The 15,673-nt window shown below is 69.4% G+C and carries 1 protein-coding gene (running past one end of the window); it reads left to right on the forward strand.

Translation table 11 applies throughout. The annotated features are described in order from the left end of the window. Window positions 1–12 precede the first annotated feature (12 nt). Window positions 13–15,673 carry the 5' portion of a non-ribosomal peptide synthetase gene (locus tag B9C99_RS04950; RefSeq protein WP_088897118.1) on the forward strand. The gene runs 13,919 nt beyond the window's last position, so only the first 15,661 of its 29,580 coding nucleotides appear in the window; the start codon lies at window positions 13–15; the stop codon falls past the right edge of the window.

A 15,673-nucleotide genomic window follows, 5' to 3' on the forward strand; every position in this document is an offset into this window, starting at 1 on the left:
AGGCTGACGTAGATGACGGGTGACATGGCGGGCAAGCCGGCGCTGGCGATCGAGGACCTTCCCCGGTTGCTCGCCGCCGTCGCGGAGATCGAACCCGACCGCGTCGCCCTCACCGACGGAGACACCCGTATCGGCTACGCGCGCCTGCGCGACGAGATCGCCACGCTCGACACCGCCATGGGTGGCGCGCTCGGTTTCGACGCGCTGTTCCCGGTCGTCCTGTCGAACATCGCGCCCGCTCTGCTGGGTGCTCCGGGTCTCGCGGGGGTGGTCGACGCCCTGCTGGCCGACGCCGTCGAGGTCCTCGGCGACGATGCAGCAGCACCGGCCACGGTCGATCCCGACACACTCGTGGCGCGTTTCGACGCCCAGGTGGCGCGGACCCCCGATGCGGTCGCTCTCGAGTTCGACGGGCAGGCCCTGACCTACCGCGAATTCGATGCCCGCGCCAACCGTCTCTCACGTCACCTCATCGGTCTCGGTGTGGGCCCCGACGCACGTGTCGGTCTCGCCGTCCGCCGGTCGTTCGATCTGCTGGTCGGCATGTACGCGATCGTCAAGGCCGGTGGCGCCTACGTGCCGCTCGACCCCGACCATCCGGCCGACCGCCTCGCCTACGTCCTCGAGATCGCCGAGCCGGTCGCCGTCGTCACCACCGAGCGCGACGCCGTCGATCTCCCCGGTTCCGTCCCGGCGCTGACGATCGACACCCTCGACCTGTCCGAGATCTCCGGCGATCCGATCAGTCCGGAGGAGCGCCGCGGCGCGCTCACGGCCGATCACCTCGCCTACGTCATCTTCACGTCCGGTTCGACGGGACGACCCAAGGGCGTCGCCGTCGAGCACCGGGCGATCGTCGCGAACATCGACTGGCGCCAGTCCGAGTACGGGATGCGCGCCGACGACGTGGTGCTGCAGAAGACGCCGTTCACCTTCGACGTGTCGGTCTGGGAGTTCTTCTGGCCCCTGCAGGTGGGTGCCCGCCTCACGATCGCCGTGCCGGACGGGCACCGCGACCCCGCCTACCTCGCGCAGACGATGATCGAACGCGGCGTGACGATCGCGCACTTCGTGCCGTCGATGCTCGCCGTCTACCTCACCGAGCCCACCGCCGCGTCGGTGAGCACCCTCCGCTACGTCTTCGCGTCCGGTGAGGCGCTGCCGCCGCAGACCGTCGCCCGCTTCTACGAGATCTCCTCGGCGCGTCTGCACAACCTCTACGGGCCCACCGAGGCCGCGGTCGACGTCACCTACTTCGCGACCTCCGCCGACGACACCGTCGTGCCGATCGGTGCCGCCGTGGCCGACACCGGCCTCTACGTCCTCGACGAGGGCCTGCGTCCCGTCCCGGACGGTGTCGAGGGTGAGCTCTACCTCGCGGGCGTCCAGCTCGCGCGCGGCTACCTCCGTCGCCCCGATCTGACCTCCGATCGCTTCGTCGCCGACCCGTTCGGCGAGCCCGGCGACCGCATGTACCGCACCGGCGACCTCGTGAAGACGAACGAGGACGGGCAGATCGAGTACATCGGCCGCACCGACTTCCAGGTGAAGCTGCGCGGTCTGCGCATCGAACTCGGCGAGATCGAATCGGCGCTGCTCGACCACCCGGGCGTGCGGCAGTCGGTCGTCGTCGTGCACTCCGACCCCGCGCTCGGCGACCACCTCGTCGCCTATCTCGTCACCGACGGCCGCGACATCGAACGGTCCGAGCTCGCCGACGCCGTGCGCCGGCGCCTGCCCGACTACATGGTGCCGTCGCTGTTCGTCGAACTCGACGAGTTCCCACTCGGCGGAAGCGGCAAGCTCGACCGGAAGGCCTTGCCCGCACCGGATTTCAGCTCCCTGCAGCGCGAGTACCGCGCACCGTCGACGGCCACCGAGCACGCCGTCGTCGCCGCTTTCGAGCAGGTCCTCGGCATCGAGCAGCTCGGTGTCGACGACGACTTCTTCGAACTCGGCGGCAACTCCCTGAGCGCGACGCGGGTCGTCGCGCGGCTCAGCGCCGATCACAAGGTCCGCATCGACGTCCGCGAGTTCTTCGATGCCCCGACAGCGGCCGAACTCGCCTCGCTCGTCGACGCCGCCATGGCCTCGGGCGGCGACGGACGCGCACCGCTGGTCCCGCAGGTGCGTCCGGAACTGGTGCCGTTGTCGCTCGCGCAGCAGCGGATGTGGTTCCTCAACCGATTCGAGCCCGAATCGGCGGTCAACAACATCCCCGTGGCGATCCGCCTGTCGGGGGCACTCGACGCGGCGGCCCTGCAGGCCGCGGTGACCGACGTGCTCGGCCGGCACGAGTCGCTGCGGACGATCTACCCGGACGTCGACGGTGTGGGCTATCAGCAGGTGCTGCCGGTGGACGAGGTGGTGCCCGACCTGACGCCGGTCCCGGTGGCCGAGTCCGATCTGATCGCCCGGGCCACCGAGATCGTCGGCACCGGCTTCGACGTGACGACGCAGGTCCCCTTCCGGGCCCGGTTGTTCGCCGTCACCGAGACCGGGACCGCGGCCGAGCACGTGCTGGTGCTGGTCGTGCACCACATCGCGTCCGACGGTTTCTCGATGGGTCCGCTGACCCGCGACGTCGTGACGGCCTACGCCGCACGCGTCTCGGGCGACGCCCCGCAGTGGGAGCCGCTCGCGGTGCAGTACGCCGACTTTGCCATCTGGCAGCGGGAGGTGCTCGGCTCGGAGGACGATCCGGAGTCGATCATCTCCTCGCAGGTCGCGTTCTGGCGGGAGACCCTCGCCGGTCTGCCCGAGCAGCTCGACCTGCCGGCGGACCGTCCGCGACCGGCGGTCGCGAGCTACCGCGGTGCCTCGCACCGGTTCGTCCTGGACTCCGAACTCCGTTCCGCCGTCCGCGATCTCGCCCGTCGCACCTCCACCACCGAGTTCATGGTCGTGCACGCGGCACTGGCGGTGCTGCTGGCGCGTCTGTCGGGCACCGACGACATCGCGATCGGCACTCCGGTGGCCGGTCGTGGCGACGCGGCGCTCGACGACCTGGTGGGCATGTTCGTCAACACCCTCGTGCTGCGCACCAGGGTCGAGGGCGGCGAGTCGTTCGAGCAGGTGCTCGGCCGGGTGCGCGGCGCCGACCTCGAAGCGTTCGGGCAGGCCGACCTGCCGTTCGAGCGGCTCGTCGAGATCATCGACCCCGAACGGTCGACGGCACGGCACCCGCTGTTCCAGGTGCTCCTCGCGTTCCAGAACCTCGACGCCGACTCCCTCGAACTGCCCGGCCTGACCGTCTCGGCGCTCGACGTCGACGCGGCACTGGCGAAGTTCGACCTGCAGATCACCGTCTCGGACGACCTGACCGCCGAGGGTTATCTCGTCGACCTCACCTATGCCACCGATCTGTTCGACGCCCGGACGATGGAGTCCTTCGCCGAGCGCCTGACCCGGATCCTCACCGCGGTCGTGACCGAACCCGCACTCCCGGTCGGTGATGTCGCGCTGCTCGACGATGCCGAGCGCACCGATGTGCTCGCCACGTGGAACGACACCGAGCACGAACTCGGCGACGCCGGGACCCTCGTCGATCTGTTCGCCGAGCAGGTACGGCGGTCGCCGGACGCGGTCGCGGTGGAGTTCGAGGGCGAGTCGCTGACCTACGGCGAGTTCTCCGAGCGTGTGAACCGTCTTGCACGACACCTGATCTCGCTCGGTGTCGGGCCGGAGTCCTCGGTGGGTCTGGCGATGCGCCGCTCGCTGGATCTGCTCGTCGGTATGTACGCGGTCGTCACGGCCGGTGGTGCCTACGTGCCGATCGATCCGGATCAGCCCGACGATCGCAACGGGTACATCCTCGACACGGCCGCGCCCGTGGTGGTGCTGACCACCGAACGCGACGGATTCTCCGTGCCGGCCACGGCATCGGTGCCGTCGCTCGCGATCGACGGCCTCGACCTGTCCGCGACACCGGCCGAGCCGGTCACCGACGCCGACCGACTCTCGCCGTTGCGGCCGTCGAACACCGCGTACTCGATCTTCACCTCCGGTTCGACGGGACGCCCGAAGGGTGTGGCGGTCGCCCATGCCTCGGTCGTCAACCAGATCCGGTGGATCACCACCGAATACGGGATCGGCCCCGGCGATGTGGTGCTGCAGAAGACCCCGTTCACCTTCGACGTGTCGGTGTGGGAACTCTTCGGCACCCTCGCCGTCGGTGCGCGCATGGTGATCGCGGTCCCGGACGGTCACCGCGACACCGCCTATCTCGGCACCGTCATCCGCGAGCGCGCGGTGACGGCGACCTCCTTCGTCCCGTCGATGCTCGCGGTGTTCGCAGCGTCGGTATCGTCCGACGACTGCGCGTCGCTGCGCACCGTGCTCGTCGCCGGTGAGGCCTTCCCGCTGTCGGTGGCCCAGCAGTTCTCCCGGATCAGCGACGCCGAGCTCCACAACCTCTACGGCCCCACCGAGGCCACGGTGCACGCCACCGCCCGCCCGGTCGCAGGAACGACGGGTGGCTCCGTCGCGATGGGTGCTCCGGTGTGGAACACCCGCGCCTACGTACTCGACTCGCGACTGTCGCCGGTTCCCGCCGGTGTCGTGGGTGAGCTGTATCTCGCGGGCGTGCAGGTGGCGCGCGGTTACGTCGGCCGCCCCGATCTGACCGCCGAGCGTTTCGTCGCCTCGCCCTTCGGCGAGGGTGAGCGTCTGTACCGCACAGGCGACCTCGTGCGCTGGAGCAACGACCGCAGCGGCGATCTCGAGTATCTCGGCCGCACCGACTTCCAGGTCAAGCTCCGCGGTCTGCGCATCGAACTCGGCGAGATCGAGACCGCACTGCTCGACCACACCGGGGTGTCGCAGGCCGCCGCGCAGGTGCGGCACGATCAGCTCGTCGCCTACGTGGTTCCGGCCCCGAACACGACCTTCGACCGCGACGGTGCGCAGGCCGCGCTGGGCGCGGTGCTCCCGGCCTACATGGTGCCGTCGCAGTTCGTGGTCCTCGACGAGATGCCGCTCGGCAGTTCGGGCAAGGTCGACCGGAAGGCGCTTCCCGACCCGGTCTTCGAGGCTCGCGGCTTCCGTGCACCCACGACCCCGGTCGAGGAGGTCGTCGCCGGCGTGTTCGCCGACGTCCTCGGTGTCGACCGTGTCGGGCTCGACGACGACTTCTTCGCCCTCGGCGGCAACTCGCTCATCGCGACGCAAGTCGTCGCGCGCCTCGGCTCCGAACTGGGAACCGTTGTACCCGTTCGTGTCCTGTTCGAGGCGCCGGGTGTGGCCGCCCTCGCCGCCCGCGTCGAGCAGAGTGAGGCCCAGGGCCGCACGCCGCTCGTCGCACAGGAACGTCCCGAGCGGGTCCCGCTGTCGCTCGCGCAGCAGCGGATGTGGTTCCTCAACCGCTTCGAACCGGAATCGGCCGTCAACAACATCCCCGGCGCGATCCGGTTGACCGGCGCTCTGGACGTCGAGGCGCTGCGCTCCGCGGTGGTCGACGTGCTCGGCCGGCACGAGTCGTTGCGGACGATCTACCCAGACGTCGACGGTGTGGGCTACCAGCAGGTGCTCCCGGTGTCCGAGGTCGAACCCGACCTCACGCCGGTCGACGTCACCGAGACGCAGTTGGTGCAGAGCATCACCGATCTCGTCTCGTCCGGCTTCGACGTCTCCACGCAGGCACCCTTCCGGGCGCAGCTGTTCGCGGTGTCGGCGACCGAACACGTGCTCGCGCTCGTCGTGCACCACATCGCCGCCGACGGTTTCTCGATGGGCCCGCTCACCCGCGACATCGTCTCCGCCTACGCGGCCCGCGCCGCCGGCGGCGAACCCGGCTGGGAGCCGCTGCAGGTGCAGTACGCCGACTTCGCGATCTGGCAGCGGGAGGTGCTCGGCTCGGAGGACGATCCGGAGTCGGTCATCTCCTCGCAGGTCGGTTTCTGGCGGGAGACGCTCGCGGGTCTGCCCGAGCAACTCGACCTGCCGGCCGACCACCCGCGCCCTGCCGTCGCCACCAACCGGGGTGCCCTGCACGAGTTCACCATCGACGAGACGCTGCACGACCGCATCGTCACGCTCGCCCGCGAACGCAACGCGACCCCGTTCATGGTGGTGCACGCCGCGCTGGCCGTGCTGCTGGCGCGGCTGTCGGGCACCGACGACATCGCGATCGGCACCCCGGTGGCCGGTCGTGGCGACGCGGCGCTCGACGACCTGGTGGGCATGTTCGTCAACACTCTGGTGCTGCGCACCCGGGTGGAGGGTGGCGAGTCGTTCGAGCAGGTGCTCGGCCGGGTACGCGGCGCCGACCTCGAAGCGTTCGGTCACGCCGACCTGCCGTTCGAACGACTCGTGGAGGTGCTCAACCCTGAGCGCTCCACCGCACGCCACCCGCTGTTCCAGGTGATGCTGTCGTTCCAGAACCTCGAGACCGGCACGCTCGAACTTCCGCGGCTGACCGTCGAGGCCGTCGACCTCGACATCGCGACCGCCAAGTTCGACCTCCAGTTCGTCGTCACCGAGACGCCGACCGCGACCGGTGCCGCCGAGTACTCGGTGGGCCTGACCTACGCCACCGATCTGTTCGACACCCGCACCGTCGAGCGCATCGCCGAGCGCTTCGTCCGTCTCCTCGATGCGGTCACCGGTGATCTCTCCGCCGCGATCGGTGATGTCGACCTGCTCGACGACGCCGAACGCGTGCAGGTCCTCGAGCAGTGGAACGACACCGACCACGCGCTCGACGGCACCTCGACCCTCGTCGATCTGTTCGCCGAGCAGGTCCGGCGGTCGCCGGATGCGGTCGCGGTGGAGTTCGAGGGCGAGTCGCTGACCTACGGCGAGTTCTCCGAGCGTGTGAACCGTCTTGCGCGGCACCTGATCTCACTCGGCGTCGGCCCCGACGCGCGGGTGGGTCTGGCGATGCGTCGCTCGCTCGATCTGCTGGTCGGCATGTACGCGGTCGTCACCGCCGGTGGTGCCTACGTGCCGATCGACCCGGACCAGCCGGACGATCGCAACGGCTACATCCTCGACACCGCCGCTCCCGTGGTGGTGCTGACCACCGCTCGCGACGGATTCTCCGTGCCGGGGGAGAGGTCCGTCCCGAGCCTGCTCGTCGACACCCTCGACCTGTCCGCGACGGCGTCCGATCCCGTCACCGACGCCGAGCGGACGTCCCCGCTGCGGGCGTCGAACACCGCCTACGTCATCTTCACGTCCGGGTCCACCGGACGGCCGAAGGGTGTGGCGGTGCCGCACGGCGCGATCGTCAACCGCCTGCGCTGGATGCAGCACGAGTACCCGCTCACCGGCGCCGACGTGGTGCTGCAGAAGACCCCCTTCACCTTCGATGTGTCGGTGTGGGAGTTCTTCTGGCCCTTGCAGATCGGTGCCCGACTGGTGGTCGCCGTGCCGGACGGTCACCGCGATCCGCGGTACCTGACCTCGGTGATCGAGCGCCGCGGCGTGACCGTCGTGCACTTCGTGCCGTCGATGCTCGCGGTGTTCGTCGCCGAGGCGTCGGCCGACGAACTCACGTCGCTCCGCCACGTCTTCGCCTCCGGTGAGGCGCTCCCGCCCGCACTGGCCGCACGCACGCGGGCACTGCTGTCCGACGCCGGCCTGCACAACCTCTACGGCCCCACCGAGGCGGCCGTCGACGTGACCTACCACGAGGCCACCGACGCCGACACGGTCTCCGTGCCGATCGGTGCCCCCGTGTGGAACACCCGCGTCTACGTCCTCGACGAGCGTCTCGCACCCGTGCCCGTGGGGGTCGCGGGAGAGCTCTATCTCGCGGGCACCCAGCTCGCGCGCGGGTACATGCAGCGCCCCGACCTCACTGCCGAGCGCTTCGTCGCCTCGCCGTTCGGCGACGGTGAGCGGTTGTACCGCACCGGCGACCTCGTGCGCTGGACGGAGGGGGCCGGCGAACTCGACTACATCGGCCGCACGGACTTCCAGGTCAAGCTCCGCGGTCTGCGCATCGAACTCGGTGAGATCGAGACCGCGCTGCTCGCCCTCGACGAGGTCGATCAGGCCGTCGTGCTCGTCCGTCAGGACCAGCTCGTCGCCTACGTCGTCCCGCAGGCCGGTGCGACCTTCGATCAGGTGGCGGCCGGTGCGGCACTGTCCGCACAGTTGCCGGCCTACATGGTGCCCGCCACCTACGTGCTCCTCGACGCCATGCCGCTCGGTGCGTCCGGCAAGCTCGACCGCAAGGCACTGCCCGACCCGGTCTTCGAGGTCAAGGAGTTCCGCGCTCCCACCACGTCCACCGAGCAGGTCGTGGCGTCGATCTACTCCGAGGTCCTCGGTGTCGACCGCGTCGGCCTCGACGACGACTTCTTCGCCCTTGGCGGCAACTCGCTCATCGCCACCCAGGTGGTCTCCCGCATCGGTGCCGCGCTGAACGCCACCGTGCCGCTGCGCCTGCTGTTCGAGGCCTCCACCGTGGAAGAGCTTGCGGCGCGCCTCGAACGCGGGGTCTCCGGCGGTCCGCGCCGGCCCCTCGTCGCCACCGAACGACCCGACCGGGTTCCGCTGTCGCTCGCGCAGCAGCGCTACTGGTTCCTCAACCAGTTCGACACGGCGTCCTCCGCGGTCGACAACATCCCGATCGCCGTGCGGCTCGTCGGTACCCTCGACGTCGAGGCACTCCGTGCGGCAGCACGCGACGTCATCGCGCGGCACGAATCGCTCCGCACCATCTACCCGGATTCGCCGGAGGGCCCGCACCAGGTGGTGCTCCCGCTCGACGGTGCGCTGCCCGAACTCGTCGTGCGCGAGGTCGCGGAGGCCGAACTCGAACCCGAGATCGTCGCCTTCATGTCGACGACCTTCGACGTGACCTCCGAGGTGCCCGTCGCGGTGCGCATCTTCCGCGTCAGCGACGACGAGCACATCCTCGCGCTGGTCGTGCACCACGTGTCGGCCGACGGCGCGTCGGTCGGCCCGCTGACCCGCGACCTGATGACGGCCTATGCGGCGCGCTCGCACGGCGACGCCCCGGCATGGGAGCCGCTGCCCGTGCAGTACGCCGACTACGCGCTGTGGCAGCGCGAGGTGCTCGGCAGCGAGGACGATCCGGAATCGCTGGCCGCGAAGCAGGTCGAGTACTGGAAGCAGGCCCTCGCCGGCCTGCCCGACCAGCTCGATCTCCCGTCCGACCGCCCGCGTCCGCCGAGCCAGAGCTTCCGCGGCGAATCGTTGCAGTTCACGATTTCGCCCGAACTGCACCGCGGCCTGCAGGACCTCGCGCGGTCGAAGAACGCGACGTTGTTCATGGTCGTCAACGCGGCCTTCGCGACCCTGCTGGCGCGGCTCTCGGGTACCCGCGACATCGCGATCGGCACCCCGATCGCCGGTCGCGGCGAGCGCGAGCTCGACGACCTGATCGGCATGTTCGTCAACACGCTGGTCTTCCGCAGCGACGTCGACCCGGCCCAGTCCTTCGAGCGACTCCTCGAAGGCACCCGTGAGACCGACCTCGGTGCCTTCGCGAACGCCGACGTGCCGTTCGAACGCCTGGTGGAAGTGCTGAACCCGGTGCGCTCGACCGCCCGCAACCCGCTCTTCCAGGTGGGTCTGTCGTTCCAGAACCTGGCGCGTACCCAGCTCGAACTGCCCGGCCTGACGGTGAGCTCCACCGATTTCGAGCTGCAGCTCGCCAAGACCGACCTGCAACTCACGGTGTTCGACCACTACGACGACGGTGCGCCCGACGTCATCGACGCCACCTTCACGTACGCGACCGATCTGTTCGACGAGTCGACGGTCGAGGGCTTCGCGCAGCGCTTCGTGCGTGTCCTCGAGGCGATCGTCACCGACCCGGCCACGGCCGTCGGCGACATCGACATGCTCGACGGATCGGAGCGGGTCGAGATCCTCGAGTCGTGGAACGCCACCGACCGTGCGGTCGAGCAGACGTCGACCCTGGTGGATCTGTTCGACGAGCAGGTTTCGCGGGTGCCGGATGCGACGGCGTTGGTGTTCGAGGGTGAGTTGCTGACCTATGCGGAGTTCGATGCGCGGGTCAATCGTCTTGCGCGCAGGTTGATCTCGGAGGGTGTGGGTCCGGAGTCGACGGTGGCGCTGGCGATGCGTCGTTCCGTCGAGTTGCTCGTCGGTATGTATGCGGTGGTCAAGGCCGGTGGCGTCTACGTGCCGGTCGATCCCGATCAGCCGGACGATCGCAACGCCTACATCCTCGACACCGCTGCTCCGGTGGTGATCCTGTCCGCCGAGCGCGACGAGTTCACGGCACCGGGGGAGAGGTCTGTCCCCACCCTGCTGCTCGACACCCTGGATCTGTCCGAACTGTCCGCGGCGCCGGTGGCCGATACCGAGCGGGTCGCGCCGCTGCGTGCGACGAACACGGCGTATGTGATCTTCACGTCGGGTTCGACGGGTCGGCCGAAGGGTGTGGCGGTGCCGCACGCGGCGATCGTCAACCAGTTGCTGTGGAAGCGTGAGCATTTCGGTCTCGGTGCCGATGATGCGGTGTTGTTGAAGACGGTCGCGACGTTCGACCTGTCGGTATGGGAGTTCTGGTCCGCGCTGGTCTCCGGCGGCCGGGTGGTCATCGCGTCGGCGGACGGTCACCGCGATCCGGCCTATCTGAACCGGTTGCTGACCGAGCAGTCGGTGACGACGCTGCATGTGGTGCCGTCGATGCTCGAGGCTCTGATGGTCGATGCGGGCGGCACCCTCACGCCGTCCCTGCGACAGGTGTTGGCGATCGGTGAGGCCCTCCCGCCGGCCACCGCGAGGCGGTTCGTCGAGCACAACGCCGCCCGGTTGGTGAACCTGTACGGTCCGACCGAGGCCGCGGTGTCGGTCACCGCCGGTGATGTCACCGACACCTCGGGTGCGTCGGTGCCGATCGGTGTGCCCGAGTGGAACACCCGTGTCTACGTGCTCGACGAGCGTCTGCATCCGGTTCCGGCCGGTGTCGCCGGTGAGCTCTACCTCGCGGGCACACAGTTGGCGCGTGGTTACTTCGGGCGCCCGGATCTGAGCGCGGAGCGGTTCGTCGCCTCGCCGTTCGGTGACGGAGAACGCTTGTACCGCACGGGCGACCTGGTGCGGTGGACCCGTGACGGGCAGCTGGATTACCTGTCGCGCACGGACTTCCAGGTGAAGGTGCGTGGTTTCCGCATCGAGCTCGGTGAGATCGAGTCCGCCCTGCGTGCGATGGATGCGCTGCGTGATGTCGCGGTGATCGCCCGGGAGGACGAGCGGGTCGGCACCCAGCTCGTCGCCTACGTCGTGCCCACCGAAGCCGACACCCTGGACGTGGCGACGGTCAGGAGCGACCTGGCGACGCAGGTGCCCTCGTACATGGTCCCGTCGGCGTTCGTGACGCTCGACGCGTTGCCGCTGAACGTCAACGGCAAGCTCGACCGCAGGGCCCTGCCCGAGCCGGTCTTCGAGACCCGTGAGTTCCGAACCCCCGTCACGCCGGCCGAGCAGGCCGTCGCCGCGGTCTTCGCCGAGGTGCTCGGCGTCGAACGGGTCGGTCTCGACGACGACTTCTTCGAACTCGGCGGCAACTCGCTGCTCGCCACCCAGGTGGCCTCCCGGCTCGGAGCCGCACTCGGTGCGAAGGTTCCGGTGCGCGCCCTCTTCGAGAACACCACCGTCGAATCGCTCGCCGGTGCGGTCGAGTCGCAGCGCGGCGACGACCGCCGGCCTCTCGAAGCCGTCGAGCGGCCCGCACGCATCCCGTTGTCGCTCGCGCAGCAGCGCATGTGGTTCCTCAACCGCTTCGACACCGAATCGTCGGCCTACAACGTGCCGATCGCGATCCGGCTCACCGGCGATCTCGACGTCGACGCGCTGCAGGCCGCAGTCGGCGACGTCGTGGCCCGCCACGAATCGCTGCGCACCTTCTACCCGGAAACCGAGGACGGTCCCGTCCAGGTCATCGTTCCGGCCGCGCAGGCGGTTCCCGACCTCACTCCGGTGGACGTGCCGGAAGCGGACATCGTCGCCGCCGTCCAGGAACTCGCGGCGACGATCTTCGACGTCACTACGGCCGTGCCGCTGAGCGCGCGACTGTTCCGGGTCCGTGAATCCGACTACGTCCTCGCCTTCGTGGTCCACCACATCTCCGCCGACGGCTCGTCGATGGGGCCGCTCACGCGCGACCTCATGACGGCCTACGTCGCGCGGTCGCAGGGCGATGCCCCCGCGTGGGAGCCGCTGTCGGTGCAGTACGCCGACTTCGCCATCTGGCAGCGCGCGGTGCTCGGCGACGAGGACGATCCCGAATCGCTCGCCGCCGAGCAGGTCGAGTACTGGAAACAGGCGCTCGCCGGCCTGCCCGACCAGCTCGATCTCCCGAGCGACCGGCCGCGTCCCGCGGTCCAGTCGTTCCGGGGCGGCCGCGTCGACTTCACGGTGGAGGCCGACCTCCACCGGCGCCTCGCCGACCTCGGCCGGCGCACGAACACCACGATGTTCATGGTGCTGCACACCGCGCTCGCGGTGTTCCTCGCACGCATGTCCTCGAGCGACGACATCGCGATCGGCACGCCGATGGCCGGTCGCGGCGAGCGCGAACTCGACGACCTGATCGGCATGTTCGTCAACACGCTGGTGTTCCGGACCCACGTCGAGTCGGACGCGTCGTTCACCGAGCTGCTGGGACGGACCCGTGAGGCCGACCTCGGCGCGTTCGCGAACGCCGACGTGCCGTTCGAGCGGCTCGTCGAGGTGCTCAACCCCGCACGGTCCACGGCACGGCACCCGCTGTTCCAGGTGGGTCTGTCGTTCCAGAACCTCGCGCAGGCCGCACTCGAACTCCCCGGTCTCACCATCGCCGGTCTCGACGCCGACATGGAGATCTCGCAGTTCGACCTGCACCTGATCGTCACCGACCGCTACAGCGACGACGGCACGCCCACGGGCATCACCGGCTACTTCACCTACGCGACCGATCTGTTCGACGAATCGACGGTCGCGGAGTTCGCCGCCCGGTTCATCCGCGTGCTCGACGCCGTGGTCGACGACCCGGCCCTGCCGGTCGGCGATCTGCCTCTCCTCGACACCGCGGAAACCGCGCGAGTGCTCGAGGCGTGGAACGACACCGCGCACCCCACCGCCTCTGCCACCTTGGTGGATCTGTTCGACGAGCAGGTTTCGCGGGTGCCGGATGCGACGGCGTTGGTGTTCGAGGGCGAGTCGCTGACCTATGCGGAGTTCGATGCGCGGGTCAATCGTCTTGCGCGCAGGTTGATCTGGGAGGGTGTGGGTCCGGAGTCGACGGTGGCGTTGGCGATGCGTCGTTCGGTCGAGTTGCTGGTCGGTATGTATGCGGTGGTCAAGGCCGGTGGCGTCTATGTGCCGGTGGATCCGGACCAGCCGGACGATCGCAACGCGTACATCCTCGACACGGCTGCTCCGGTGGTGGTGCTGTCCACCGAACGCGACGAGTTCACGGCACCGGGGGAGAAGTCTGTCCCCACCCTGTTCCTCGACAGCCTGGATCTGTCCGAGCTGTCCGCGTCGCCGGTGACCGATACCGAGCGGATTGCGCCGCTGCGTGCGTCGAACACGGCGTATGTGATCTTCACGTCGGGTTCGACGGGCCGGCCGAAGGGTGTGGCGGTGCCGCATGCGGCGATCGTCAACCAGTTGGTGTGGAAGCGTGAGCATTTCGGTCTCGGTGCCGATGATGCGGTGTTGTTGAAGACGGTGGCGACGTTCGACCTGTCGGTGTGGGAGTTCTGGTCCGCGCTGGTCTCCGGTGGGCGTGTGGTCGTCGCGTCGGCCGACGGTCATCGCGATCCGGCTTATCTGAACCGGCTGCTGACCGAGCAGTCGGTGACGACGCTGCACGTGGTGCCGTCGATGCTCGAAGCATTGATGGTCGACGCCGACGGAGTGCTGGCTCCCTCGCTGCGCCACATCCTCGCCATCGGCGAAGCGTTGCCGCCGGCGACCGCCCAGCGGTTCCTGACCCACAACCGGGCGCGGCTCGTGAACCTGTACGGTCCGACCGAGGCCGCGGTGTCGGTCACCTCCGGCGACGTCACCGATACCTCGGGTGCGTCGGTGCCGATCGGTGTGCCCGAGTGGAACACTCGTGTCTATGTGCTCGACGATCGGTTGCATCCGGTTCCGGCCGGTGTCGCCGGCGAGTTGTATCTGGCCGGTGCGCAGCTCGCGCGCGGCTACTTCGATCGACCTGATCTGAGCGCGGAGCGGTTCGTCGCCTCGCCGTTCGGTGACGGAGAACGCTTGTACCGTACGGGCGACCTGGTGCGGTGGACCCGCGACGGACAGTTGGATTACCTGTCGCGCACGGACTTCCAGGTGAAGGTGCGTGGTTTCCGCATCGAGCTCGGTGAGATCGAGTCCGCCCTGCGGGCGATGGATGCGCTGCGTGATGTCGCGGTGATCGCGCGGGAGGACGAGCGGGTCGGCACCCAGCTGGTCGCCTATGTCGTGCCCGCGGATGGTGCGCAGGCGGACATCGAGTCCATCAGGTCCGCGCTCGGCGCCCGGGTGCCGTCGTACATGGTGCCGTCGGCGTTCGTGACGCTCGATGCGCTGCCGCTGAACGTCAACGGCAAGCTCGACCGCAGGGCCCTGCCCGAGCCGGTCTTCGAGACCCGCGAATTCCGCGCTCCGAGCACCCCGGTCGAGGAGATCGTCGCCGGCGTGTTCGCGGACGTCCTCGGCCTCACCCGCGTAGGTGTGGACGACGACTTCTTCGAACTCGGCGGCAACTCGCTGCTCGCCACTCAGGTCGTCTCGCGGATCGGCGCGGCACTCGACACCCGCGTCCCCGTGCGCGTGCTGTTCGAGGCCCCCAGTGTCGCGGCGCTCGCCGTCGCGGCCGAGCAGCACACCGGTGCGGCGGCACGTCCGCCGCTGGTGCCGCAGCCGCGGCCCGAGCGTGTGCCGCTGTCGCTGGCGCAGCAGCGGATGTGGTTCCTCAACCGCTTCGACACCGAATCGTCGGTCAACAACATCCCGGTCGCGGTCCGCCTGACCGGGGCGCTCGACCTCGGTGCGCTGCAAGCAGCGGTCCAGGACCTGCTCGCCCGGCACGAAGTGCTCCGCACCGTCTATCCCGAGATCGACGGACAGCCCTACCAGCTGATCCTCCCCGTCGCGGAGGCCGCGCCCGACATCGACGTCGAATCGGCCACCGAGGGCGACCTGCTGCAGAAGGTGACGGCGGTCGTCTCCCGCGGGTTCGACGTCACCACCGAGATCCCGCTGCGCGCACGACTGTTCGAGCTCTCCGAGCGCGATCACGTGCTCGTCTTCGTCGTCCACCACATCAGCGCCGACGGCTGGTCCATCTCGCCGCTGACCCGCGACGTCATGACGGCCTACATGTCCCGCGCCGAGGGCGAGGCCCCCGGCTGGGCACCGCTGCCCGTGCAGTACGCCGACTTCGCGATCTGGCAGCGCGACGTGCTCGGCGACGAGGACGATGCCGCGAGCCTGCTCGCGGCGCAGGCCGACTTCTGGAAGCGCACCCTCGCCGGGCTCCCGGACGAGCTGAACCTGCCGATGGACCGGCCGCGTCCCGCGGTGCAGTCCTTCGCCGGCGGCAAGGTCGACTTCCTCCTCGACGCCGACACGCACCGCGGTCTCGCGGCGCTCGCACGGCGGACCGGCACGACGATGTTCATGGTCGTGCACACCGCGCTCGCGGTCTTCCTCGCACGGATGGCCGACACCGACGACGTCG

Source organism: Rhodococcus sp. BUPNP1, from assembly GCF_002215235.1.
Classification (GTDB): Bacteria; Actinomycetota; Actinomycetes; order Mycobacteriales; family Mycobacteriaceae; genus Rhodococcus.